The 25735-nt window shown below is 64.4% G+C and carries 20 protein-coding genes; 9 read left to right on the top strand and 11 right to left on the bottom strand.

Going from position 1 to position 25735, the window contains the following annotated elements; all coding sequences use genetic code 11:
- Positions 1–9: 9 nt before the first annotated feature.
- The 5 genes from deoA to xapA form a co-directional block, all read right to left on the bottom strand.
- Complete coding sequence (deoA, locus tag AC1D02_RS01285) at positions 10–1332, bottom strand: thymidine phosphorylase (protein ID WP_477312902.1); 1323 nt, start codon at positions 1330–1332, stop codon at positions 10–12.
- A gap of 190 nt (positions 1333–1522) precedes the next feature.
- Complete coding sequence (locus tag AC1D02_RS01280; RefSeq protein ID WP_477312900.1) at positions 1523–3901, bottom strand: aldehyde dehydrogenase family protein; 2379 nt, start codon at positions 3899–3901, stop codon at positions 1523–1525.
- A 17-nt stretch (positions 3902–3918) separates the two neighbouring features.
- The gene (gene deoC, locus AC1D02_RS01275; protein WP_477312898.1) at positions 3919–4875 is read right to left on the bottom strand and encodes a deoxyribose-phosphate aldolase; all 957 of its coding nucleotides are present in this window, start codon (positions 4873–4875) and stop codon (positions 3919–3921) included.
- Positions 4872–6065 carry a phosphopentomutase gene (locus tag AC1D02_RS01270; RefSeq protein ID WP_477312896.1) on the bottom strand — a complete coding sequence of 398 codons (1194 nt, stop codon included), beginning with the start codon at positions 6063–6065 and terminating at the stop codon, positions 4872–4874. The genes deoC and AC1D02_RS01270 overlap by 4 nt, the downstream gene beginning before the upstream one ends.
- 25 nt (positions 6066–6090) lie before the next feature.
- Positions 6091–6933 carry a xanthosine phosphorylase gene (gene xapA, locus AC1D02_RS01265; protein WP_477312894.1) on the bottom strand — a complete coding sequence of 281 codons (843 nt, stop codon included), beginning with the start codon at positions 6931–6933 and terminating at the stop codon, positions 6091–6093.
- A gap of 272 nt (positions 6934–7205) precedes the next feature.
- Between xapA and AC1D02_RS01260 the strand changes: the two genes are divergently transcribed.
- From AC1D02_RS01260 to AC1D02_RS01230, 7 genes are all read left to right on the top strand, one after another.
- The gene (locus tag AC1D02_RS01260) at positions 7206–8342 is read left to right on the top strand and encodes a carbohydrate kinase (protein ID WP_477312892.1); all 1137 of its coding nucleotides are present in this window, start codon (positions 7206–7208) and stop codon (positions 8340–8342) included.
- A 2-nt stretch (positions 8343–8344) separates the two neighbouring features.
- Positions 8345–9274 (top strand): pseudouridine-5'-phosphate glycosidase, encoded by a 930-nt coding sequence (locus tag AC1D02_RS01255; RefSeq protein ID WP_477312890.1) that lies wholly within the window; start codon positions 8345–8347, stop codon positions 9272–9274.
- Positions 9275–9284: 10 nt separating this feature from the next.
- Positions 9285–10193 carry a LysR family transcriptional regulator gene (locus AC1D02_RS01250; RefSeq protein WP_477312888.1) on the top strand — a complete coding sequence of 303 codons (909 nt, stop codon included), beginning with the start codon at positions 9285–9287 and terminating at the stop codon, positions 10191–10193.
- Positions 10194–10545: 352 nt separating this feature from the next.
- Complete coding sequence (locus tag AC1D02_RS01245) at positions 10546–11541, top strand: BMP family lipoprotein (RefSeq protein WP_477312886.1); 996 nt, start codon at positions 10546–10548, stop codon at positions 11539–11541.
- A gap of 87 nt (positions 11542–11628) precedes the next feature.
- Entirely contained in the window at positions 11629–13158 is a 1530-nt protein-coding gene (locus tag AC1D02_RS01240) for an ABC transporter ATP-binding protein (protein WP_477312884.1), read from the top strand.
- Positions 13155–14240: an ABC transporter permease gene (locus tag AC1D02_RS01235; protein ID WP_477312882.1), complete on the top strand. Its 1086-nt coding sequence runs from the start codon at positions 13155–13157 to the stop codon at positions 14238–14240. Before AC1D02_RS01240 ends, AC1D02_RS01235 begins: the two co-directional genes overlap by 4 nt.
- Before the next feature lie 3 nt (positions 14241–14243).
- Positions 14244–15212, top strand: a complete 969-nt coding sequence (locus tag AC1D02_RS01230) for an ABC transporter permease (protein WP_477312880.1) — start codon at positions 14244–14246, stop codon at positions 15210–15212.
- An 80-nt stretch (positions 15213–15292) separates the two neighbouring features.
- On the opposite strand, the gene AC1D02_RS01225 is transcribed toward AC1D02_RS01230, so the two are convergent.
- The 5 genes from AC1D02_RS01225 to AC1D02_RS01205 form a co-directional block, all read right to left on the bottom strand.
- Positions 15293–16105 (bottom strand): MipA/OmpV family protein, encoded by an 813-nt coding sequence (locus AC1D02_RS01225; RefSeq protein WP_477312878.1) that lies wholly within the window; start codon positions 16103–16105, stop codon positions 15293–15295.
- Positions 16105–17154 carry a S1/P1 nuclease gene (locus AC1D02_RS01220; protein ID WP_477312876.1) on the bottom strand — a complete coding sequence of 350 codons (1050 nt, stop codon included), beginning with the start codon at positions 17152–17154 and terminating at the stop codon, positions 16105–16107. The genes AC1D02_RS01225 and AC1D02_RS01220 overlap by 1 nt, the downstream gene beginning before the upstream one ends.
- Before the next feature lie 12 nt (positions 17155–17166).
- Entirely contained in the window at positions 17167–18837 is a 1671-nt protein-coding gene (locus AC1D02_RS01215; protein WP_477312874.1) for a bifunctional metallophosphatase/5'-nucleotidase, read from the bottom strand.
- A gap of 146 nt (positions 18838–18983) precedes the next feature.
- Positions 18984–21368, bottom strand: coding sequence for a TonB-dependent receptor (locus tag AC1D02_RS01210; protein WP_477312872.1), 2385 nt, complete (start codon positions 21366–21368; stop codon positions 18984–18986).
- A gap of 532 nt (positions 21369–21900) precedes the next feature.
- Positions 21901–23394 carry an adenosine deaminase gene (locus AC1D02_RS01205; RefSeq protein WP_477312870.1) on the bottom strand — a complete coding sequence of 498 codons (1494 nt, stop codon included), beginning with the start codon at positions 23392–23394 and terminating at the stop codon, positions 21901–21903.
- Between the two features lie 273 nt (positions 23395–23667).
- Between AC1D02_RS01205 and AC1D02_RS01200 the strand changes: the two genes are divergently transcribed.
- Both AC1D02_RS01200 and AC1D02_RS01195 read left to right on the top strand, forming a co-directional pair.
- Positions 23668–23991 (top strand): hypothetical protein, encoded by a 324-nt coding sequence (locus AC1D02_RS01200; protein WP_477312868.1) that lies wholly within the window; start codon positions 23668–23670, stop codon positions 23989–23991.
- Positions 23992–24002: 11 nt separating this feature from the next.
- Positions 24003–24368, top strand: a complete 366-nt coding sequence (locus AC1D02_RS01195) for a response regulator (RefSeq protein ID WP_477312866.1) — start codon at positions 24003–24005, stop codon at positions 24366–24368.
- 55 nt (positions 24369–24423) lie between these two features.
- On the opposite strand, the gene guaD is transcribed toward AC1D02_RS01195, so the two are convergent.
- Complete coding sequence (guaD, locus tag AC1D02_RS01190) at positions 24424–25731, bottom strand: guanine deaminase (protein ID WP_477312864.1); 1308 nt, start codon at positions 25729–25731, stop codon at positions 24424–24426.
- Between the last annotated feature and the right edge of the window lie 4 nt (positions 25732–25735).

Genomic DNA, 25735 nt, shown 5'->3' with positions numbered 1-25735 from the left:
GTGTGCCTTTTACGGACGAATGGTGCGATACGTGATCGGGTTCGGCGCGGCCTTGACGGCGCCGATCTGGTACGCGGCCTGCACTTCGCGCACCGCCTGTTCGGCGGCTTGCTGCGTGCGCGCGTGGACCATCGCCAGCGGCTCGCCGACGGCGACCTGCCGGCCCAGTTCCGCCAGGCCCGTCAGGCCGACGGCGAAATCGATCGGGTCTTCCGGACGACGGCGGCCGCCGCCCAGGCTGACCACCGCGAGGCCCAGCGAACGGCAGTCGGTCGCGGTGGCGAAGCCGGCTTGCAGCGCGGGGACCGGCACGATGACTGGCGCGGTTTCCAGGTAGGCGTCGGGACGATCGACCAGGTCGGCCGGGCCGCCCAGCGCGGCGACCATGCGCGAGAAGCGCTCGGCCGCTTCGCCCGAATCAAGGCCGGCCTGCAGCTTGGCGCGCGCTTCGGTGTCGTTGGCCGCCAGCTTGCCCAGCACGAGCATCTCGGCGCACAGCGCCATCGTCACTTCGTGCAGGCGCGCAGGGCGCGACTTGCCGGTCAGGTAATCCATCGCCAGGCGCACTTCCAGCGCGTTGCCGGCGACCGGTCCGAGGGACTCGTTCATGTCGGTCAGGATGGCCGAGGTGCGGGTGCCTGCGCCGTTGCCGACGTTGACGATGCTCTCGGCCAGTTCGACCGATTTGTCGAAGGTCGGCATGAAGGCGCCGGTGCCGACTTTCACATCCATCACCAGCGCGTCGAGGCCGGCCGACAGCTTCTTCGACAGGATCGAGCCGGTGATCATCGCGACCGATTCGACGGTGGCGGTGGTGTCGCGGATGCTGTAGAAGCGCTTGTCGGCCGGCGCCAGTTCTGCGGTCTGGCCGATGATGGCCACGCCTACTTCGCGCACGACCTTGCGGAACAGCGCCGGATCGGGCACGGTGCTGTAGCCGGGAATCGAATCGAACTTGTCGAGCGTGCCGCCGGTGTGGCCCAGGCCGCGTCCCGAGATCATCGGCACGAAGCCGCCGCATGCGGCGATCATCGGCCCGAGCATCAGCGACACCACGTCGCCGACGCCGCCGGTCGAATGCTTGTCGACGACCGGACCTGGCAGGTCGAGCGAGCGCCATTCCAGGACCTGGCCCGAGTCGCGCATCGCCAGCGTGAAGGCGACGCGCTCGTCCATGTTCATGTCCTTGAAATAGACGGCCATCGCGAGCGCCGCGATCTGGCCTTCGGTGGTCGCGCCGGTGGTGATGCCGGCGACGAAGGACTGGATCTCCTGCGCGGTCAGGGCTTCGCCGTTGCGCTTTTTACGGATGATCTCTTGATTCAAAAACATAAATTCTCGCTTTCAATAAGAAACCCGGTATCAGGCTGCATTCCTGAACACCGGGTCAGACCCGTTTTTTGTACGGGCGGGCCGCCCTCGGGTATTAAAACAAACGTGGCCAAACAAATCGGACCGCATTTTCATGCCGGCGGGCCGCCCTTCGGTATTTGAACAAGGGGGTCTGACCCCGCTTGTTTATTTAAACGCCGTAAGGGATCCAGACGTTCTTGACCTGGCTGGCATGCGCCAGCACCGCGCGGCCGCCGGCCTGCTTGGCGCTGTACCAGTCGCGGCCCTTGCCGCCGCTTACCCAGGTGCGCTTGAGCGATTCGGCCGACAGGCGCTCGACTTCGGCGCAGCCCTCGGCCGAGCCGTCGTGGCGCCACACCGCGTCGACATCCGAGTGCGACGCCAGCGTACGCGCCAGTTCGTCGGCGCTGCCGGTCACAATGTTCAGCACACCGCCTGGCAGGTCGGACGTATCGAGCACCTGGTACAGGTCGGTCGCAGCCAACGGATGCGCTTCCGACGGCACCACGATCACGCGGTTGCCCAATGCGATTGCAGGAGCGACCAGCGAGATGAAGCCCAGCAGCGGCGCTTCGTTCGGGCAGATGATGCCGATCACACCGACCGGCTCGTTCAGCGCGACGGTGATGCCGTGCATCGGCGGCTGGTGCGCCAGGCCGTCGTACTTGTCGGCCCACGCGGCGTAGTAGAACAGGCGCTCGATCGATGCCTGCACTTCCTTCTCAGGATTCTTCGAACCGGTCATCGCGGCCAGGCGCGCGGCGAATTCGTCGGCGCGGATCGCGAGGTTTTCGGCGATGTAGTACAGCACCTGCGCGCGGTTGTGCGCGGTGGCCTTGGTCCAGCCGGTCGCCTTGTGCGCGGCTTCGACAGCATTGCGGATGTCCTTGCGGTTGCCTTCGCCGACATCGGCCAGGAAGGAGCCGTCGGCGCCGGAGATCGCACGGCTGTAGGCGCCGTCTGGGCGTGCCTGCTTGCCGCCGATGTACAGCTTGGCGGTGCGGTCGACCGCGAACGGGTTGCCCGACTCCGACGACTTGACCTTGCCCTTGGCTTCGACCACCGGCAGCGCCGGACGCGCGTCTTCCGACAGCGCGGTCATGTACTCGTACATTCCTTCCTTGCCGCCTTCGCGGCCGAAGCCCGATTCGCGGTAGCCGCCGAAGCCGCATGCGGCGTCGAACTGGTTGGCCGTGTTGATCCACACGACGCCGGCCTTGATCTGCGGCGCGATGTCGAGCGCGAGGCTGATCGACTCGGACCACACGCATGCGGCCAGGCCGTACACGGTGTTGTTGGCCAGCTGGACTGCTTCAGCCGGAGTGCGGAAGCTCATGGCGACCAGCACCGGTCCGAAGATCTCGGCTTGCGCTACGGCGGCCGAAGTCGAAGCGCCGGTGATCAGGGTCGGCAGGTACCACGAGCCGGCTTCCGGCATGCCGCACGACGGCTGGTACACGGTGCAGCCTTCTTCGCGGGCCGATTCGACCAGCGCGTGGATGCGCTGCTGCTGGATCGGATCGACCAGCGCGCCGACGTCCATCGACTTGTCGAGCGGCGAGCCGACGCGCAGGTTGTCCATGCGCGCGCGGACCTTGGCGAGGAATCGCTCTTCGACCGATTCCTGGATCAGCAGGCGCGAGCCGGCGCAGCAGACCTGGCCCTGGTTGAACCAGATCGAGTCGACCAGGCCTTCGACGGCCGCGTCGAGGTCTGAGTCTTCGAACACGATGAACGGCGACTTGCCGCCCAGTTCCAGCGACAGCTTCTTGCCGCTGCCCGCGGTGGCCTTGCGGATGATGCGGCCCACTTCGGTCGAACCGGTGAAGGCCAGCTTGTCGATGCCCGCATGGTTGACGATCGCTTCGCCCACGCTGCCGTCGCCGGTCACGATGTTGACGACGCCGGCCGGCACGCCGGCCTGCACGCAGATCTCGGCGAACAGCAGCGCGGTCAGCGAAGTGAATTCGGCCGGCTTGAAGACGATGGTGTTACCGGCGGCCAGCGCCGGCGCGATTTTCCACGCCAGCATCAGCAGCGGGAAGTTCCAGGGGACGATCTGGCCAACCACGCCGACGGCGCGGTAGTCGGCGAATTCTTCCGACTGCAGCTGGGCCCAGCCGGCGTGATGGTAGAAGTGGCGCGCGGCCAGCGGCAGGTCGGCGTCGCGGGTTTCGCGGATCGTCTTGCCGTTGTCGAGCGTTTCGATGACCGCGAACAGGCGCGAATGCTTTTGCAGCAGGCGTGCCAGCGCGTACAGCACGCGCGCACGGCCATGGCCGCCCAGCGCGACCCAGCCCGGCTGGGCGCGGCGCGCCGCCTCGACGGCGCGGTCGACGTCGGCCGACGTGGCCTGGGTCAGCTGCGCCAGTTCCTTGCCGTCGGCAGGGTTGGTCGAGGCGAAGGTGTCGGACGCCTCTGTCCATGCGTTGTCGATGAACAGGCCGAATTTGCGGCCATGCTGGTCCAGCCAGGCTTGCGCTTCTTTGGTGCTTTCCGGGGCTGGGCCGTAATCCATGGTAGTGAGAATCTCGTTGATAGTTGGCATGACGAATCCGTTGGTATTTATGGTTGCGCGTGGCGGTGATTCGCCGAGTAATTGCCGGTGACGTAGTGTTCGAGCTGGCGTTCGATGTCGGTCAGCAGGCTCGATGCGCCAATGCGGAACAGGTGCGGCTCGAGCCAGTCGCGGCCCAGTTCTTCCTTCATCAGCGACAGGTACTGCAGCGCGCCCTTGGCCGAGCTGACGCCGCCGGCCGGCTTGAAGCCAACCTGGAAGCCGGTCTGCTCGTGGTATTCGCGGATCGCGCGCACCATCGTCAGCGCGACCGGGATGGTGGCGTTGACGCCTTCCTTGCCGGTCGAGGTCTTGATGAAGTCCGAGCCCGCCATCATGCAGACCCACGACGCCTTGGCGACGTTTTCCAGCGTGACCAGGTCACCCGTCGCGAGAATCGCCTTGACGTGGGCGTCGCCGCAAGCCTGGCGGTAGGCGACCATCTCGTCGTACAGCGCTTGCCAGTTACCGTTCAAGACGTGCTGGCGGGTGATGACGATGTCGATTTCGGTGGCGCCGGCGGCGACCGACAGTTCGATCTCGCGCACCTTGGTTTCCATGCTGGCCAGGCCGGCAGGGAAAGCGGTCGACACCGCGGCGATCGGCAAGCGGCCCTTCAGGATCTTGACCGCCGGCTGGATCATCTCGTGGTACACGCAGACGGCGCCGGTGGTCAGGCCCTGCACGCCCAGCGCTTCGACCAGGTCGGTGCGCAGCGGACGCATCGCCTTCATGCACAGGCGCTCGACGCGGCCCGGCGTGTCGTCGCCGCCGAGGGTGGTCAGGTCGATGCACTTGATCGCCTGGACCAGCCACGCGGCCTGGTATTCCTTCTTCACCGTGCGGCGATTCGCCAGGCTGGCGGCGCGGCGGTCGGCGGCATTGCGGTTGACCTTGATCTGGTTGACCCAGCCGAGATCGAGGCCAACGGCCTCATTGCGTTTGAAATCGTGTGGTTGGGTCATAGCAGAGGTGTTCCGTTGGAGAGAGGTTTGACGCCCAGGTGTTTGGCCAGCGTTGCGCCGATGTCGGAGAACGTTTTGGAAACCGGCAGCGCGCGCGACGCTACGCCAGGGCCGAAGAAAATCATTGGAATGTGCTCGCGCGTGTGATCCGAACCAGGCCAGCTCGGATCGCAGCCATGGTCGGCGGTGATCACCACCAGGTCGCCTTCCTTGAGCTTGGCGATGAATTCCGGCAGCCGCGCGTCCATCTCGTGGAGCGCGTTCGAGTAGCCGGCGATGTCGCGGCGGTGGCCGAAGGCCTGGTCGAAGTCGACGAAGTTCACGAACGTGAGCGACTTGTCGCCCGCCTCGTCGGCCACTTTCAGCAGCGCGTCGAAGAGCGCCATGTTGTCGGCGCCCTTGACCACGCGCGAGATGCCCTGCGCGGCGAAGATGTCGCTGATCTTGCCCAGGCCGATCACTTCGCCGCCTTCGTTCTTCACGTGGTCGAGCAGGGTCGGCGCCGGCGGCGGCACGGCGTAGTCGTGGCGGTTGCTGGTGCGGCGGTAGTTGCCGTTCTCGCCCAGGAAGGGACGCGCGATCACGCGGCCGATGTTGTACGGCTTGACCAGTTCGTAGGCCGCTTCGCAGACCGCGTACAGGCGATCCAGGCCGAACGACTCTTCGTGCGCGGCGATCTGCATCACCGAGTCGCCCGAGGTGTAGATGATCGGCTTGCCGGTGGCGACATGCTCGTCGCCGTGCTTGTTGATGATGTCGGTGCCGGACGCGTGGCAGTCGCCCAGGAAGCCCGGCACGCCGGTGATTTCCTTGAGCTTGTCGGTCAGCTCCGCCGGGAACGACGGCACGGTGCGCGGGAAATAGCCCCAGTCGAAATTGACCGGCACGCCGGCGATTTCCCAGTGGCCGCTCTGGGTGTCCTTGCCGGTCGACTGCTCGTGCGCGACGCCGTACGCGCCGGTGAAGCCGTCGCGCTGGTTGAAGCCGGCCGCCCATTCGCCGCAGGCGATGTGGGCCGCGGCGGCCAGGCCGAGGCGCTCGAGGTTGGGCAGCGACATCGGCTTGCCGGAGTCAAAGGCCCAGCTGGCGATGTGGCCGAAGGTATTCGCGCCGGTGTCGCCGAATTTGTCGGCGTCGGGCGCGGCGCCCAGGCCGAAGGAGTCAAGCAAAAGTATGAATGCGCGGGACATGGTATGCCTCGTTAGTGTGTGACGATCAGGCGTCGGCGCGCGGCGTCTTGGCCACGTTTTCCAGGAACGCGAGAATCAGGGTGACCAGGTCCTTGGCGCCGATCGCGGCGTACTTCAGGGTCTGCTCATGCGACAGCGGGAATGGCGACATGCCTTCGGCCAGGTTGGTGATGACCGACACGCCGGTGACCTTCAGCCCACAGTGGCGGGCCGAGACGACTTCCGGCACCACTGACATGCCGACCACGTCGGCGCCCAGCTTGGCCATCGCGCGGATCTCGGCGGCGGTCTCGAAGTTCGGGCCCGGGTAGGCGATGAACACGCCTTCGTGCAGGGTGATGCCCTTGTCGGCGGCGGTCTGCTTGACCAGCCCGCGGATGTCGGCGTCGTAGGCGTTGGCCATGCTGAAGAAGCGCGGGCCGAAGCGGTCGTCGTTCGGGCCGATCATCGGCGTGCCTGGCAGCCAGTTGATATGGTCGGTCAGCGCGACCAGGCTGCCGGCGTCGACTTCGGTGCGCAGCGATCCGGCGGCGTTGGTCACGAACAGCATCTCGCAGCCGAGCAGCTTCATGGTGCGCACGGCCGACGTCATCACGCCCATGCCGTAGCCCTCGTAGAAGTGGCCGCGGCCTTTCATGCAGACGACGTCGACGCCGGCCAGGGTGCCGAGCACCAGTTCGCCGGCGTGGCCGTGCACCGTGCTGATCGGGAAGCCAGGCAGTTCGTCGAAGCCGATCGACACGGCGTCGGTCATCTGCTCGGCCAGCACGCCCAGTCCGGAACCCAGGATCATCGCCACGCGCGGCGTGAATCCAGGCTTGCGCGCGCGGATCAAATCGGCGGCTTCGAATGGGGTGTTGTTGGACATGCGATTTCCTTGTTCGGTGAGAGGAGCTTCAATCAGGGTGGAAGGCGCGGGCACGTGAGGCCAGCCTAGTATTATAACTATGCATGAAGTTGGATATGTATGGCAAATACCCTTTTTCTTCGCTATTTATATATACTCGATATAAATCGGCGCACTCCGTTGGCCCGGCGCGACAGCACGGACCACCCCACTCCGACCGGGAAGCGATCAGTGATTGACATCAATTCAACAACTGTCTACCATCAAAAACAAATGTTTTTGAAAAGCGTCCCGTGACCGAGCCGTCGAAAAAAGACCAGTTGTACGAGCTGATTCGTGCGAACCCTTTCATCTCCCAGCAGGACCTGGCGGTGCAGTTGCGGCTGTCGCGCTCCGCGGTGGCCGGCCATATCGCGGGCCTGATCCGCGAGCGGCGCCTGCTCGGGCGCGCGTATGTCCTGCCGGGGAAGCGGCCGATCGCCTGCGTCGGCGCGGCCAACCTCGATCGCAAACTGCGTTCGCTGGGCACGCTGACGATGGGCACCTCGAATCCGGCGCGCCAGGACGAGTCGTTCGGCGGCGTGGCGCGCAACATCGCCGAGAACCTGGCGCGTCTCGGCGCCCCGGTCGCGCTGACCACCGCGATCGGCAGCGACTCGTCGGGCCGCGCGCTGCTGGCGCACGCCGAGGCGGCCGGGATCGACACGCGAGGCACGCTCAAGCTCGAAAACACCTGCAGCGGCACCTATACCGCGGTGCTGGACGATCACGGCGAAATGCTGGTCGCGCTGGCCGACATGGCGCTGTATGACGCGCTCACGCCGGCCTTCCTGGCCGAGCGCGCGCCTTCCGCCCTGCCCGCGCTGACCATCGCCGACCTGAACCTGCCGCTCGACACGGTGGCCGCGCTGATCGCCGAGGCGGCGCACGGCGCGGCGCCGCTGGTCGTGGTGGCGGTGTCGCAGCCGAAAATGGCGCGCCTGCCGCTCGACCTGCATGGCGTGCGCCTGCTGATCCTGAACCACGGCGAACTGGAGACCCGCATCGGCAGGAAGATCGTCACCGACGCCGACCTCGCCGCCGCCTGCGCGCTGGTGCGCGAGCAAGGCGCGCAGGACGTCATCGTCACGCGCGGCGGCAAGGGCGTTGTATATAGCCGCGCCGACGGCGTGAACAAGCTCGAAGCGCCCGAGGCGCGCATCGTCGACGTCACCGGCGCCGGCGATGCTTTCGCGGCGGCCGTGTGCTGGTCGCTGTTCCAGGGCAGCGAAGACCTCGAGCTGGCGTGCCGGCGCGGCCTGAAGCTGTCGGCCATGACGCTTGAATGCGAGGAGACGGTCTGCCCTTACCTGGACATCGACAGCCTCGACGAGATCCACAGCTTCGGCGGCGTCGCGCCGCAACCGTTCAACGCCCTTTACCAAGAATGACCATGCAGCAGTTCCTCTTGTTCTCGCCCGAAGTGGCGGCAGCGCGCGCAGCCGGAAAGCCCGTCGTGGCGCTCGAATCGACCATCATCTCGCACGGCATGCCGTATCCGCAGAACGTCCAGATGGCGCGCGAAGTCGAGCAGTTGATCCGCGACGCGGGCGCCGTGCCGGCCACCATCGCGATCATCGGCGGGAAGATCTGCATCGGCCTCTCCGCGGAACAGCTCGAACAGCTGGGCACCTCGCCGGACGCGATGAAGGTGAGCCGGCGCGACCTGCCCTTCGTCGTCGCCTCGCACCGGCTGGGCGCCACCACCGTGGCCGCGACCATGATCTGCGCGGCGCTGGCCGGCATCAAGGTGTTCGTCACCGGCGGCATCGGCGGCGTGCACCGCGGCGCCGAGACCAGCTTCGACATCTCGGCAGACCTGCAGGAACTGGCGCGCACCAGCGTGGCGGTGGTGTGCGCCGGCGTCAAATCGATCCTCGACATCGGCCTGACGCTCGAATACCTGGAAACCCACGGCGTGCCCGTGATCGGCGTCGGCCAGCCGGGCTTCCCCGCCTTCTTCACGCGCGAGAGCGGCTTCAAGGCCGACTTCCAGATGGACGGCGCGCTGGAGCAGGCCGCGTTCATCCAGACCAAGTGGGCGCTGGGCCTGGCCGGCGGCGTGGTGGTCGCCAATCCGGTGCCGGAAGCGTTCGCGATGCCGAAGGAAGAAATCGACCGCATCACCGGCCAAGCGCTGGCCGAGGCGGGACAGCGCGGCGTGACCGGGAAGTCGGTGACGCCGTTCCTGCTGGCGCGCATCAAGGAGCTGACCGGTGGACGCAGCCTGGCCACGAACATCGCGCTGGTCAAGCACAACGCGGTCGTCGGCGCGCGCCTCGCCATCGCGCTGCACGACCTGCCTGGCCTGCAACCGATCTGAGAACCCGTCCATGTCCATCGACCTGAAACAGCTGAAATACTTCCTCGCCGTCGCAGAAGAAAAGAGCTTCAGCCGCGCGGCCGAACGGCTGCACATTTCGCAGCCGCCGCTGTCGCAGCAAATCATGAAGCTCGAGAGCGAGCTTGGGGTGAAGCTGTTCGCGCGCACCACCCGCACGTTCGAGCTGACCGTGGCCGGCAAGGCGCTGATGGCCGAGGCGTCCGACCTGCTGGGGCGCATGCGCATGACGATCGACACGATCCGCCAGATCGACCGCGGCGAAGTCGGGCGCCTGCGCGTGGGCATCGTCGGCTCTGCGATGTGGGGGCCGATCCCCAGCCTGCTCGAAGAATTCCAGACCAAGTTCCCGCGCGTGACGTGGACCCTGCACGAGTCGGGGCCGAACGTGCAGTACGAGGCGCTGCGCGCCAAGCAGATCGACGTCGGCTTCTGGCGCGAGCCGCGGCTCGATCCGGACGAACTCAAACACGATAACCTGCGCCAGGAACTGTGCTTCCGCGAGAACGTGTGCGTAGCGGTCAACGAGCACCATCCGCTGGCGGTGAAGGGTCACGTGGAGCTGATCGACATTGCCGACCAGCCGATGCTGACGCTGGCGCTCGACAAGTCGGCGTTCCCGCGCTACCTGATCCAGTGCTGCGTCGACGCCGGCTTCCAGCCGTCGATCTTCCAGGAAGCGACCGAGCCGCAGACGCTGCTGGCGATGGTGGGCGCCGGCCTGGGCGTGGCGCTGATGCCCGAGACCACCAGCCGGATCGGCTGGCCGGGCGTGATCTTCTTGCCGATCAAGACCGACCCGCCGTCGGCCAACCTGTACATCGCCTACACCACGCAGGACGACGCGCCTGTCGTGCGCGCCTTCCTCAACATCCTCAACCCGGTCGCGCACCAGATCTGAGCACCCGGGTTTGACCCGACCGGATCAGCCCCTTGGAAGCCACACTGTCAGACCCTTCCTATGCCACTTCCGAAATATTGGGGTCAGACCCCGGGGTTTGTTCCAATATATTTCGCAAAAATATAAATCATCAAGAAAAATCGTATTTGCCATACATATTGCCATTGATGCATAGTTCATACTGGAATTACACTCGATACAATCGGTAACTACTTCTCGCGCTCAGGCCTGACACAATCCGTGTCGGCGACGTGGAATCGCTGGCTTTGCCTGTTTAGTTACTATTAAGCTACACAGTCCCTCCCAACGCAGCCGTTGCGCCGGGTACAATATCGATATTCCAGGAGCCTTCATGAAATTAAAGCAACTTAGTATCACGATCGCGGCGCTGTGCGTCGCTGCCAGTGCCTCGGCTGCCGACCCGAAACTGGGTATCGTTTATGACGCCGGCGGCAAATTCGACAAGTCGTTCAACCAGTCCGCCTTCGAAGGCGCCAACCGCTTCAAGGCGGAGACGAAGATCAACTACATCGAAGCGCAGGCGAGCAGCGACACCCAGGCCGAGCAGGTGCTGCGCGGCCTCGCGCGCAAGAAGCTCGACCTGATCGCGGCGATCGGCTTCTCGCAGACGCAGGCAGTGCAGAAGGTCGCGGCGGAATTCCCGAACGTGAAATTCGTGTTGATCGACAGCGTCGCCAAGGGCAACAACATCAATTCCGTGCTGTTCCGCGAAGAAGAAGGCTCCTACCTGGTCGGCGTGGCGGCATCGATGGCGTCGAAGTCCAAGAAGCTCGGCTTCGTCGGCGGGATGGACATCCCGCTGATCCGCGCCTTCGCCTGCGGCTACACACAGGGCGCCAAGGCCAACAACCCGAAAGTCGAAGTCCTGCAGAACATGGTGGGCACCACCAGCGCGGCCTGGAACGATCCGGCCAAGGGCGGTGAGCTGGCGCGCGCGCAGTTCGATCGCGGCGTCGACGTGGTGTTCGCCGTTGCCGGCGGCAGCGGCATGGGCACGCTGCAGACCGCGAAGGAAAAAGGCAAGCTGGCGATCGGCGTCGACTCGAACCAGAACTACCTCCACCCGGGCACGATGCTGACCTCGATGGTCAAGCGCGTCGACGGCGCCATCTACGACTCCTTCATGTCGGTCAAGAACGGCACCTGGAAACCGGGCGTGACCTACCGCGGCCTGAAAGAAGGCGGCGTTGATTGGGCGCTCGACAAGGACAACCGCAACGTGGTCTCGCCGGAGATCGAGAAGAAGGTCAACGAAGCCAAGGCAGGCATCATCAGCGGCAAGATCAAGGTGATCGACTACCGCGAAAAGAGCAGCTGCCCGGTCTGATTTTTTTGTATTAACTGAAAGCGCGCCGCACCGGCCAGCCCGGTCCGGCGCGTTTTTGATGCATTTACCCTTACCTACTGATTCGCTATGCAGCCAGCCGTAGAATTTCGCAATATATGCAAGGCCTTCGGCCCGGTGCAGGCGAACGCCGACGTCAGCTTTTCCATCGCCAAAGGTTCGATCCATGGCGTGATCGGCGAGAACGGCGCCGGCAAGTCGACCCTCATGAGCATCCTGTACGGCTACTACAATGCCGACAGCGGACAGCTGCTGATCGACGGCGAGCCGCGCAATATCCGCACCAGCCACGAGGCGATCGCGCTGGGCATCGGCATGGTGCACCAGCACTTCATGCTGGTCGAGAACATGACCGTGCTCGATAACGTCATGCTCGGCACCGAGGGCGGCTTCCGCCTGGCCGCGCACCGCGCCGCCACCGAAGCGAAGCTGCGCGAAATCTGCACGCGCTACCGCCTCGACGTCGATCCGCTGGCGACCATTCACGACCTGTCGGTCGGCGCGCAGCAGCGCGTCGAGATCCTCAAGCAGATCTACCGCAGCGCCAACATCCTGATCCTCGACGAGCCGACCGCGGTGCTGACCGCGCAGGAAACCGCGTCGCTGTTCGAGATCCTGCGCCTGTTCAAGGAGCAGGGCAAAACCATCATCCTGATCACCCACAAGCTGGGCGAGATCATGGAGATCACCGACCAGGTGACGGTGATGCGTGCCGGCCGCGTGGTCGGCGCCGTCGCCACCGCGACCACATCGAAAGAAGAACTGGCCAACATGATGGTCGGCCGCCCGATCCAGAGCGAACTGCCGCGCGCGCCGTTCAAGCCGGGCGCGCCGGTGCTCGCGGTCTCGGACCTTCAATTGAAGGACAAGGACGGCGTGCGCCTGCTGGCCGACATCGGCTTCACGCTGCGCGCCGGCGAGATCGTCGCCATCGCCGGCGTGTCCGGCAACGGCCAGAGCGAATTGATGGAGATCCTGTCGGGCATGCGCCTGCCGACGTCGGGCAAGGTCGAGATGCTGGGCAAGGCGCTGCCCTTCGCCGGCCGCCACGACGCCGACGGCCTGCCCGCCACGTTCCGCAACCTGGGCATCGGCCATGTGCCGGAAGACCGCCTGCGCGACGGCGTGATCAAGGATTTCTCGGTCGAGCAGAACACCGTGTTCGGCTACCAGGACCGGGTGAAGAACCGCTGGGGCCTGTTCGATTTCGGCGCCATCGCCAGGCGCTGCGCCGGCCTGCTCAAGGCCTTCGATGTGCGCCCGGCCAATCCGGACCTGCGCATCGGCCTGCTCTCGGGCGGCAACCAGCAGAAGGTGGTGATCGCGCGCGAAGTGTCGGCGGCGCCGAAGCTGATGCTGGTCGGGCAGCCGACCCGCGGCGTCGACATCGGCACCATCGAGTCGATCCACACCCAGCTGCTGAAGATGCGCGACGAAGGCGTCGCGATCCTGCTGGTCTCGGTCGAACTGGAAGAAGTGCGCGCGCTGGCCGACCGCATCATCGTCATGTCGGGCGGCCGCATCACCGGCGAATTGAACATCGAAGAATTTGACACCACCCGCATCGGCTTGCTGATGGGCGGGATGCATACCTCATGAAAACGACTGAACTTCCACGCTGGGCCACCGCGGTCGTCCTGCCCCTCCTGAACCTGCTGTCGGCGCTGCTGGTCGCCGCATTGGTGATCCACCTGCTCGGCGAGAGTCCGACCGAGTCGATGGGCATCCTGATCAACAGCGCGATCATCAATCCGGAAGGCCTGAGCTACACCCTGTTCTACGCCTCCACGTTCATCTTTACCGGCCTGGCCGTGTCGATCGCGATGAAGGCCGGCCTGTTCAACATCGGCAGCGAAGGCCAGATGTATTTCGGCGGCCTGGGTCTGACGCTGGCCATGCTCGCCCTCGACGGCACCCTGCCCGGCTGGCTCCTGATCCCGGCCGGCATGGTGGGCGCCGCGCTGTTCGGCGCCGCCTGGGCCTTCATCCCGGGCTACCTGCAGGCCAAGCGCGGCAGCCACGTGGTGGTCACCACCATCATGTTCAACTTCATCTGCGCCAGCCTGATGAACTTCATCATCGTCAAGTACCTGATCCCGGAAGGCCAGCAGAATCCGGCCAGCCGCGTGTTCGCCGCCGCCGCCGAAATGCCGCGCCTGAACCAGTTTTTCCCGATCCTGGGCGACACCCCGCTGAACATCAGCTTCCTGCTCGCGATCTTCGCGCTGGTGGTGTACGGCGTGATGGTGTGGCGCTCGTCGTGGGGATACCAGCTGCGCGCCACCGGCCTCAATCAGCACGCGGCGCACTACGCCGGCGTGAAGATCAGCCGCATGATCATCGTCGCGATGCTGGTGTCGGGCGCGCTGGCCGGCCTCGCCGCGGTCAACTCGATCATGGGCTCCACCCATTACCTGTCGCTGAACTTCCCCGCCGGCGCCGGTTTCGTCGGCATTGCGATCGCGCTGATGGGGCGCCAGCATCCGGTCGGCATCTTCCTGTCGGCGGTGCTGTTCGGCGCGCTGATCCAGGGCGGATTCGACTTGTCGCTGGAAAAGCCGAACATCCCGCAGGAGACCTTCATTTTCATCCAGGGCCTGATCATCCTGTTCTGCGGCGCGATGGAGAACTTCTACGCGCCGGCGATCCTGAAACTGATCAACGTCGGCAAGAAAGGATAAGCCATGTTTGAAGATCTCCATTTAGCCAGCATCGTGGTCTCGACCATCCGCAATGCGCCGGTGCTGATGTTTGCCGCGATGGCGGGCCTGTTCGCCGAACGCAGCGGCGTGATCGACCTGGCCCTGGAAGGCAAGATCCTGGCCAGCGCGTTCGCCTCGGCCGCCGTCGCCTTCACCACCCAGAACGTCTGGTACGGCGTTGCGGCAGGCGTTGCCGTGTCGGCCGCGTTGGCGATGGTGCAGGCATTCGTCAGCATCACGCAAAAAGGCAACCAGCTGGTCGCGGGCATTGCCATCAACATCGCGATGAGCGGGCTGACCTTCGTGCTCGCGCAGTTCTTCTACCAGCAGGGCGGACGCACGCCGGACCTCGGCCAGGCGCGCCTGTTCGACGTGGTCCTGCCGGGCACCGCCGCGCTGGAAAACGTTCCCTTCATCGGCTGGCTCTACGGCCACGTGATCGGCGGCCATTCGGTGCTGGTGTACCTGGCGTTCGCGCTGGTGCCGCTGGTGCACTGGGTGGTCTACCACAGCCGCTTCGGCCTGCGCCTGCGCGCCTGCGGCGAGAACCCGCACGCGGCCGACGCGGCCGGCGTCAATGTCGAAGCGACCCGCTACATCGCGATGCTGATCGCTGGCGTGCTGTGCTCCTTCTCGGGTGCCTACCTGGCGATCGTGCAGAGTGGCTTCTTCTTGCGCGACATGTCGGCCGGCGCCGGCTACCTGGCCCTGACCGCGCTCGTGTTCGGCAACTGGCGCCCGATGTTCACGGCGCTCGGCTGCATCATGTTCGGCTTCTTCAGCGCCGTGCAGATCCAGATGGAAGGCGTCGACCTGCCGGGCGTGGGCCGCATCCCGGGCTCGCTGATCCAGATGATTCCGTACGTCGTCACCGTCATCGTGCTGGCCGGCCTGATGGCCAAGTCGGTAGCGCCGAAAGCGATCGGCAAGCCGTTCGTCAAATCGCGCTAAACACCGGGGCTGACCCGAAGTGCGGGTCAGACCCCATACGCAAAAAAATGGCGCCATCGGCGCCATTTTTTTATCATCGTTTATTGCGCGCTGACGGAATCCCGTTCCGACCGGCCCAGCGTCCAGCGTACGCCGACGCCGAACGAGGCGCCATTGCGGCCCTTGACCAACGGGCTGTCCAAATTAGCAGAACCGGCGTAGCTCTCCTCGCGCGCGTAGGCATACACCCTCACATCCGGGCGGAAACGATAACTGACCGACGTGCCCGCGCGCAGCAGCATCAGCCCACCGGAGGCACTGTACGCGGGCCGCGCGGCGGTGGCATACTGCGGCGCCACGTCGTACAGGTAGCGATTGATGCCGCGGTCGCCAAACACCGCGCCCAGGCTCACGTCGTAGCCGAACGGGCTGCCGTTCTCGCGCGTGTCCCACACCAGCCGCGGCTCGAATGTGGTGCCTTGGCGCCGCACGCCCGCATGCACTTCGAACACCGCGCGCAGCGGCAGTTCGATGCGCAGGCGGCTGCTCGGCGTGGGGTTGGCGATCAGGTATTTCAGGCGGGGGCCGAATTCGACCAGAAGCCCGAGGTCGGGCATCCCGTCGCGCACCGCCACATCATGCGATGGCAACGACCCTGCAAAGCCGACATCGAAATCGACCCGGTCCGTGTGCACCACGCGGGCGCCGATGCCGCCCTGGTCGGTGCGGATCACCTCGCCGCGATAGACGAAAAATGGCAGCGCCAGCGCACGGTTGGTTCGTTCCGTCGCGCCCGGATAGGCCGGCGAGGTGACGGCGGCAGCGACCACACCTGCTTCCCACAGCGGCAAGGTCTGCGCGGTCGCCGCCACGCTGGCACAGAACGCCAGCCCGCCGATCAGCGTGCGCTTCATCAGTTAGGCCAGATGGCTTGCAGCAGTGCGGCCAGGTGGTAGCCGCCCTTGATCAGCTGGGTCTTGGCGATCGCGGAACTCGGCACCGGATAGTTGGCCGGCACTTCGATGTTCCAGTTGTAGTAGACGTCGCCCTTCTTGCTGACCTGGCGGTTGCCGGGTCCGAGGGTGACGTCGGCGTAGGCAAGCTTCGACACCACCAGCGCGTCGTCGGCCCACTGGTACGGCCAGGTCACCGGATCGCCGCTGTTCTTGACCACGCCCGGATTGCTGGCGATGACAGCCTCCGCGAACTTCTCCGGCGTGCGGGTGCCGATGCGGCGCATCGCGTAATCGACCGAGGTCGAATCCCAGTACGAGTGGAACGGCTTGGTCAGCGCGCGCGGCACGCCTTCGCGCGGCTTCGGGTTCTCGCCTTCGATCTGCTTGCCCATGGTGGCGACCTTTTCATCGTCCATCAGGAAGTTGTTGCCGCCGCGCGAATCGAAGATCGCCACGGTGTCAACGTCGGTGTGCTTGTTCGGCACGACGAACTTGCCGTCGGCGCCAACGAAGGCCGCGCCCACGTGCAGCGGCTGGTGGATGTCGCCGGTCATGTGGGTGATCAGCAGCAGCGCTTGGCGCTTGCTGAAGTTGTGCGGGTTGAGCGCCGGATCGGTCTTGCCCTGCAGGACGGCGATGGCCTGCTTGAGCGTCTGCACGATGTCTTCCGGCGCGGTTCCGACGTCGCCGTCATGGTAGTGGTCCTTCTGGAACGGCACGTCGGTGTAGTGGTATTCGCTCGCCTTCGGATTGGCCGCCACGTAAGCAACCATTTCCGGCGTCTGCGGACCGCAGTAATTGCCCTTGACGCAGTCGGCCCAGTTGGCGACCGACTCCAGGCTTTCGCCCGGCTGCAGCAGCGCCGCGACCTGCTTCTCGGCGTTGCTGCCCTTGATCAGTTTGTCGGCGATGGCGCCGACGGCGCGGTGGCCGTCGTTGCCCCATGCGAGGGCGTCGACGGAAACGAATGCGCTTGCCAGCGCGAGTACACAAGCCAGTTTTTTCATGTTCGCTTTTCCTTATTTGATGCGTTCGATACGAGGGGCCGGCGCGGCCAACGATGCCGCCGCGCCTTCGCGTTCTTTTTTGACCAGCAAGCCGATGAAGGCGTCCAGGTCGATGATGTTGGTGTCCTTCTTGTTGGTCGCGCTGGCGAACATCGGGTAACCGTCTCCGCCTTCGGCCAGGAAGTTGTTGGCCACCACGCGGTAGGTCTTCCGGTCGTCGAGCGGCGCGCCGTCGATGCGGATGCTGCCCGGGACCACCTTGCTGCCCCGTGGCCGCGTATCGTCCCACTGGTAGCGCAGGCCGCTCGATACCTGCAGCATCGAATGCCCATCGTGGTCGCCAGGCCGCAGGAACTGCTGTTCGAGCAGGCCGCGGATCTGCGCGCCGGTCATGTCCATCACCACCAGCGTGTTCGAGAACGGCAGCACGACCTGCGCCTGGCCGAAGGTCGCAACCAGGTTGTCGCCGGCGTCGAAGTCGGCGCGCATGCCGCCGACGTTCATGAAGCCGACCTGCACGCCCTGCGCGCGGGTGGCTTCGACGATGGCGTCGGCGATCAGGTCGCCCAGCGGCGTCTCGCCTGCGGTATTCGCCTTGCGCCCGACGCTCTTCGAGGCCACGCGCGCGACCGGGCGCGCCAGCGCCGCCGTGCTGCGCGCCTTGACCGACGCCAGGAAGGCCGATACGGCCGGATCGGCCGGATACTGGTTCGCCAGCACCGGCACGTTGCGCACGCTGACGTCCTGCACCGCGCCGCTGGCCGGATCGACCTTCAGCTTGATGCGCGAGAGGACGTGGCCGCCCATCTGCGCCTGGGTGATCGTGCGGCCGTCGACCTTGCACTGGAAGCCCTTGTGGGTGTGGCCGCTGACGATCAGGCGGATCGCCGGATCGAGCTTGCGCGAGATGCCGACGATCGGGCCCTTGAGCTGGCTGCAATCGGGCTGGTCGAACGGCTCGGGCGTGCTGCCGCCTTCGTGGATCAGCACCACGAACGCGGTCGCGCCCTGCGCGCGCGCTTCAACAGCCGCCTTGTTGATCGCCTCCGCTTCGTCGATGAAGGACAGGCCGGCGATGCTCGACGCCACCACCACCGACGCGGTGTCTTTCAGCACGGCGCCGATGAAGGCGATCTTCACGCCCTTCACGGTCTGGATCGAATAGGCTGGGAAGAACGGACGGCCGGTGCCATTGTCGATCACGTTCGACGCCAGGTAGGTGTAGCGCGCGCCGCGAAAGTCGGGCGCGTACTTGCAAGCCTTGGCCGGCTGCGCCGCCGTGGCGCAGCCGCCAGTCTGCTTGCGCATCAGCTCCACGCGGCCCTGGTCAAATTCATGGTTGCCGACCGAGGACACGCGCAGTCCCAGCATGCCCAGCGCGTCGACGCTCGGCTCGTCAGCCCACATCGACGACATCGCGGGGCTGGCGCCAACCAGGTCGCCGGCGCCGACCAGCAGCAGGTCCTTGTCTTCCTTGCGAAATGCCTGCAGCGCCGCGGCGATGTTGTCGATGCCGCCGGCCGTGGTGGTCACTTCCTTGCCGTCGGCCGCGCTCTTGTAAGTGAACTTGCTCGCTTCAAGGTGGCCGTGGAAGTCGTTCAGGCCGACCAGGTTGATCTCGACCGGAGCGGCCGGCGCCGGCGCGCGCGCGGCGCAGCCGGCCAGCGCCAGCGATACGGCCATTGCAATCGCGGTAATTGGGGAACGCAAGATCATGGTTTGTAAGTACTTAGTTAATCGGAAATGAAAAACAGGCCCGAAGGCCTGTTGGATTATGCACTGTTCCGCATGGCGCCGATACGGCTGGCGCCACGCGGCAGGGAACAATCTTAGATGTCCACCGACAGGGTGACCGACGCGAAGCGCGGGGCGCCCAGGTAGTAGCGCAGCGTGCCGGTCGAGGTCACAGCACCCGGGAATGGCGTGGTGTTGGTGATCGCGGTCGACGACGGATTGCGGTACTGCTTGTTGGTGATGTTGCTGAAGTTGAAAGTCAGCTTCGGACGCTTCAGCAGGCCGTAGTTGGCGAAGGTGTAACCAGCGTCGACACCGAACGTGGTGTAACCAGGCGCCTTCTCGTCGTTCACCAGGGTCGACTGCTGTTCGCTGGTCGACTTGGCCTTGACGCGAGCCCAGAATGCGTTCTGCGAGTACTCGAGCGACAGGCCGGCCTTCAGGCGCGGCGAGTTAGGCAGTTCCTTGCCGGCCGTCGGCAGAATGCCGGTCAGCGTAGGCGTTGCAGCCACGATCTGCATGTTGTTCTGGATTTCGCTCTTCAGGTAACCGAACGAACCATACAGCGCCCAGCCGTTGATCGGCATGTTGTTCATTTCGATCTCGAAACCCTTGGTCTTCACATCGCCTACGTTGGTGTAGATCGACGCATTGGCCACTGGATCGAACGCCGTCGCCTGGCGGTTCTTGAAGTTCACGCCGAAAGCGGTGAACGTGGCGATGAAGCGGTTATCCTGGTGACGGTAGCCGATATCGGTGTTCCACGAGGTCTCTTCACGCACGTCGCCGGCCAGTACTGGCGAACCATTGATGATCTTGACGTTGGTGCCGACGTTCGAGAACACGAAGTTCGGTGGCGCCTTCATGTTCTTGGCGACGCTGATGAACACCTGGTCGTCGTTGGTGATCTTGTAGCGGGCGCCGAACTGCGGCAGGATGGTCTTGTAGGTCTTGACCATCTGGTACGTCGCGTTCTGATTGCCTTCGCTGGCGTAGTTCGTGAAATCACGCTTGATGTGCGGCGTGCGCAGGCCGATGTTGACCAGCGCCTTGTCGTCCAACATGCTGATGGTGTCCTGCACGAAGCCCTGGTAAGCAGTCGAGATGGTGCGGTTGTCGCGGCTCTCGAACGGGGTGCCGTCAGGACGCACGATCTTGTCCTGCTGCAGCCACCAGTCGTAGGTGCCATCCTGGTTGACCTTGACCATCGGGCCGGTCTGCTGGTGGGTGGCCTTCTCGTACCAGAAACCGGCCAGCAGTTCGTTGTTGCCGATGGTGTGGGTGACCGAGGTGGTGACGCCAGGACGCTGGGTGCGGGTGACCGACGCGTTGGCGACCAGCACGGTGTCGAGGGTGTCGCCGTCGCCGTTCAGGTCCACCGTCGCGGTGTTCTTGTTGGTGGCGCGGTTCAGGAACGCGGCTTCCGACTGGGCGCGCTGCTGGATGCCGCCGTTGCCGAAGCCATACCAGTAGTAAGGAATGATCTTGATATCGGTGCCCTCAGCCAGGCGGAACTTTGCCGTTGCCGAGAAGATGCCATTGCGGAATGGGTTGTTGAACAGGCCGTAGTACGGCGGCGTCTGGGTCGCTTCCTTCTGCACGGTGCCCTTGACCGGGGTCAGGTGGCCGACGAAGGTTGGCGAGGTATCGTAGAAGTAGCCGTTGTTATTGATTTCGCTCAGCGTCAGGTTGTTGATGCTGTTGTTCTTTGCATCGTTCCACAGCAAGGTGGCGGCGATGTAGTTGAAGCGATCCCACTCGTAGCTGAAGCCGGCGTCGATGTGTTCGCGGTGACCGGTGCCGTAGCCCTTCCACTTGTCGGTCTCGGCGTTCGAGTACGAAATGAAGGCTTTCGAGCGCTTGTCGCTGAACAGGCCGGTGTCGAAGCGCACGAAGGTCTTGTGCATGGCCAACTGGCCGATGGTTTGCATCATGCGCACGCGCTGGACGTTCTCCGGCTTGCAGGTGACGATGCCGAAGTTACCGCCCGATGCGCCAACCTGCGGCGAATCGACGTCGGTGGAGCCTTGGGTGACGAACTGCGAGCAGGTGTTTTCCTGGTCGACGTATTCTTGCGGGTAGACAGCGAAGTTACCCGAGTCGTTGACCGGCACGCCGTTGATGGTGGCGCCGATCTGGTCGCTGTTGAAGCCGCGCAGCGACAGGCCGCCGCCGAACAGGCCGGTGGCGTCGTAGTTGTAGCTGTTGACCGATGGGAGCATCTCCAGGGCTTCGTACGCGTTGCCGGTTGGGCGCTGCTTCTCGAGTTCCTCTGCAGTGATGGTGGAGCGCGCTTTTGGCGCATCTTCCGTGACCATCAGACCCATACCCAGCTTTTTGCCGGTAATGACAACTTCAGCTTTCGGCGCGGTCGCCGAGACTTCTTGCGCATTGGCCGACAGGCTCACGCACGCCAGCTGGCATGCCAGAGCGATCAGGCTCAGACGCAGCTTAGGTTGTTGATGAAAAGCGGATTGCATTAAGAACTCCCTAGAGTGTTATTGTGAATACGACATCTGCAAGCTACACACACCTGCGGCAAAAAAGAACTTTTCCGGTCAAGGCCCTGCGCGGCGCAGCGGAGCGTATCGCCCTCGCGTGACACCGGCATGACATGATCTTATTAACGACCTGCACCCATTAAAGTTGCCAACTGAACACTATCGGCAAGTTGCTCAACAACTATGCATTAAGGGCACATTGTTGACAAATACCATTTCATTTCAATATTTATATGCCAAAAATATAAATGACGCGAAATGTCCGTGTTTCTTGTCGTGACCACCGACAACAGGTGGCAGGAGCGTCAAGGCGCGATTATAAGGGCTGCATTCCCCAGTGAAATCGTTTCACTGGGAAATATTAAAAAGGCGCTATGGCAGTGCGAATTGTGTAGCGGGATGACCACAAAGTTGTGGCTTTGTCCATCTTTTCGGAAGGGCTGTATGGACGCGGCGCGGCCGAAAATGGGGCCGGGTCCGCAGGACCAGGCCCCGGATTGCGCCGACGCGCTCAGCGGCGGGTGCGCGCAGCTTCGCGGTCGAGCACCGCGATGTCGGCTTCGAACTTGCTGAAGCGCTGATCGAGCTGGCGCTTCAGCCGCTGCTTCTGCGCCTCCGGCAGGAAGGCGTAGCGCACGCTGTTGTACGACAGCTTCTTCACCTCGGCGTAGTCGGGACGGTAGCGGCTGGCAAACAGCATGTACTCGTTCGACAGGTCGTGGCGCGTCACGCCCGCATCGTCGGTCGAGATGACGAAGGGCACGCCATGCTTGCGGTACAGCGTCACCGGATGGTTCTCGCCGCGCACGCCGTTGATGAAGTCGTTGCTGGTCAGGTTGATCTCGACCGGGATGTCGGCCTCGCGCATCTTTTTCATAATGCCCAGCACGTTGCTCTCGTGCGCCAGGTCGATGCCGTGGCCGATGCGGTCGGCGCGGCCCAGCGCCAGCGCCTGGTCGATGTGGAACTTCAGGCCTTCCGGGGCCACGTCGCCCAGCGCCAGCTCGCCCGCATGCAGCGCGACCTTGACGTTCGGATATTGTAATTTCAGGAACTGGAACATCTTCATGTGCAGCGTGTAGTCGCGCATCGACACCATCTGGCTTTCCTGGCCGACGATGTTGACGCCGACGATCAGCTCGCTCTGGCCGGCCGCCTTGAAGCCGGCCACCATCGACGAAAACACCTGCGAGGGCGCGAGCAGGCGCAACACGTAGGTCTGGTAGCGCATGGTGAAGTTGGCGTCGTCGATGCCGGCCGCGGCTTGCGCGACGCTGGCCACATAGTCGTCGATCCTGCGCTGGAATCCGGCATCCTGGTTCAGCTGGGCGAGCTGGATACGCATCAGTTCGGTGAGGGCCGCGTCGTCCCCGGCCTGCCAGGCGAAGGCGTCGAATTTCGGGTCGGTGGAAAACGGCGCCATCTTGAACATCGTTTCGATGTAGCCGACGTTTTCGGCGATGGCGCGCTGCTTGAGGGTTTGCAGGCCGTCGTTGAAGTTGGCGTTCGACACCGGGCCGAAGTAGCCGAAAGTCTGGAAGAACTGGCGGTCCGGCGGCGGCTGCACCGCGCCGTGGTTGCGGAAGTCCTTGGAGGACCAGCGCTGCAGCAGCTCGCGGTAGGCGGCGTCGTCGGCATACACTTCGCTTGATGACAGGCAGTTGCGCTGGCCGGCCGGCAGCGCGCGCTCGGCCTCGATCACGGCCTTGCTGGTTTCGATGCGGTAGGTGGTCTTGTTGACGCAAAAGCCCTGCTTGTCGAGGAAATCGACGTACTGCTCGGCGTACAGCGCGCCGGAATAGTGATGGTGCAGGTCGCCGCCCTTCGGCATTTGCGAAAAGAACATCGTCAGTTCGGCCAGTTTCGGATCGTGACCGCCGACCAGGCTGGCAAAATAGTGCGCCGTGGCCGCTTCGTTGCCCGTGGCAGGACCCTTGGCGCCCGCGTCGACGGCGAAGCCCGCCAGGGCCAGGGCGACCATGGCGCCGCTTAATGTCTTGTGCATTCGATGTTCTCTCGGTGAAGTTTGTGCGTGCTGCGCGGCTACTTTATAGCCTTCATGCCTAGTTTGCAACACGCCGCCCGATGTTGCTTTTTAGAACCATTTATCGCCGTTGCGCGTTATAATATGTCCGAGTCCGACGCCCGTGCGCGGACGAAATTTGCGCCTTCCTTGACCCCGACGGGTTGACGACGGACAACACATCATATCTACTGGTGAATGCGCCGCCCAGACGCGCGCCTTCCACTTTTCGTCATTCGATCGGGGCTTTAATTCATGTCGAACGCCAGGTTCCTCAGTCCGGAGCTGTTCAAAGCCGTGAAGCGCGATGTGGCCAAGCACATCAAGAAAAAGCTGCGCGGCATGGAAATCGACGTGACCGACATGGAGCTGCACAATTCGACGCAGACCAGGACGCTGCGCGTATACGTGACGCTGAGCCGGACCACCAATCTGAAGGCGCTGTACCTGGCCGAGTCGATGATCTGCAAGGAGCTGCAGGACGAATTCTCGATGCAGCCGCATGCGTTCTACTGGCGCTACCTGCCGGAAGAAAAAGCGGCCGAGCAGCAGGCGCCCTCCCCGACATCCGCAACCTGACCCACACTGCCATGGCCAATCAAAAAATATTAGTAGTGGACGATTCCCTGTCGCAGCGGCTGGTCCTGAACGCCCTGCTGACCAAGGAAGGGCACCGCGTCATCATGGCCAACGACGGCGAGGAAGCGGTCGCCAAGGCCAAGAGCGAGCTGCCGGACCTGATCATCATGGACATCGTCATGCCGGGCCTGAACGGTTTCCAGGCCACGCGCGCGATCACCAACGACGAGACCACCTGGCATATCCCGGTGATCCTGTTGACCAGCAAGGACATGGATTCGGACCGCGTCTGGGCGCTGCGCCAGGGCGCGACCGCCTTTCTCAACAAGCCGCTGGACCACGTCAAGCTGCTCGACCTGATCGAGACGCTGGCCTAAGCCGCGGCCCAACACCTGGGGTCAGGTCCAACGGGACCTGACCCCGCCTTGGACGCTATCGCTGGTGAACCATCCTGCCGCCTGAATACGTCGCGGCGATCGCCCGATCGTCCCCAAGCAATGCCAGCGCAAACAGCAGCTCCTCCAAATTACTCAGTTCCCCGCTGCGGCGCGCCAGCAGCGGCGTCGCCTGCGGATCGAGCACGATGAAGTCGGCCTCGGTCCCCGCCGCGAAATTGCCGATCGTCCCTTCCAGCTGCATCGCGCGCGCCGCGCCCAGCGTCGCCAGAAAGAACATTCGCAGCGCCGGCAAGTAGCTGCCCTTCATGCGTGCCACCTTGTACGCCTCGTTCATCGTCTGCAGCATGCAGAACGAGGTGCCGGCGCCCACGTCCGACGCCAGCGACAAGGGCACGCGCGCCACGTCGGCGCGCTCGAAATCGAACAGGCCGCTGCCGAGGAACAGGTTGGAGGTCGGGCACACCGCCGCTGCCGACTGCGTCTCGGCCATGCGCGCGAAATCCTGGTCGTCGAGCCAGATGCAGTGGCCGAAGAAGGCGCGCGGGCGCAGCAGGCCGTAGTGGTCGTACACGTCGAGGTAGCTGCGCGAGGGCGGGAACAGCGACTTGACCCATTCGCACTCGTCGCGGTTCTCCGACACGTGGGTCTGGATGAAGGTGTCCGGATAGGCGCGCGCCAGCTCGCCCGTCAGGGTCAGCTGCGCCTCGGAGGACGTCGGCGCGAAACGCGGCGTCAGCGCGTACAGCGAACGCCCGCGCTTGTGCCATTTGCGGATCAGCTCTTCGCTGTCGCGCGCCCCGCCCTCCGCCGTATCGGCAAGGAACTCGGGGCAGTTGCGGTCCATCAGGACTTTGCCCGCCACCATGCGCAGGCCGCGCGCTTCGCTCGCTTCGAAAAATGCGTCGACCGATTCCTTGTGCACGGTGCAGTAGACCATCGCGGTGGTGGTCCCGCTGCGCAGCAGCTGGTCGAGGAAGAACTCGGCCACCTCGCGCCCGTGCGCCGGGTCGGAAAACTGGCGCTCGGTCGGGAAGGTGTAGGTCTCGAGCCAGGGCAAGAGACCGGGCGCCGGCGAGGCGATCATGTCGGTCTGCGGGAAATGCAGGTGGGTGTCGATGAAGCCGGGGACGATCAGCTTGCCGCGGTAGTCCGCGACTTCGACGCCTTGGGGCAAGGTCGGCGCCAGTTGCGCGTAGTCGCCGGCGGCGTGGATCTTGTCGCCGTCGACCAGCAGCAGTCCGTCCTCATGCCACGAATAGGCATGTTCGGCGAACGCCGGATCGGCGTGGAAGTGCAGCAGGCTGGCACGATAGGCCCGCAGGCTTGGCATTACAGTGGACATCAGG

The sequence above is a fragment of the Massilia sp. P1_C10 genome (assembly GCF_056406475.1).
Note: the sequence above shows the minus strand (reverse complement) of the source record. Positions and strands in the feature narration are given on the sequence as shown.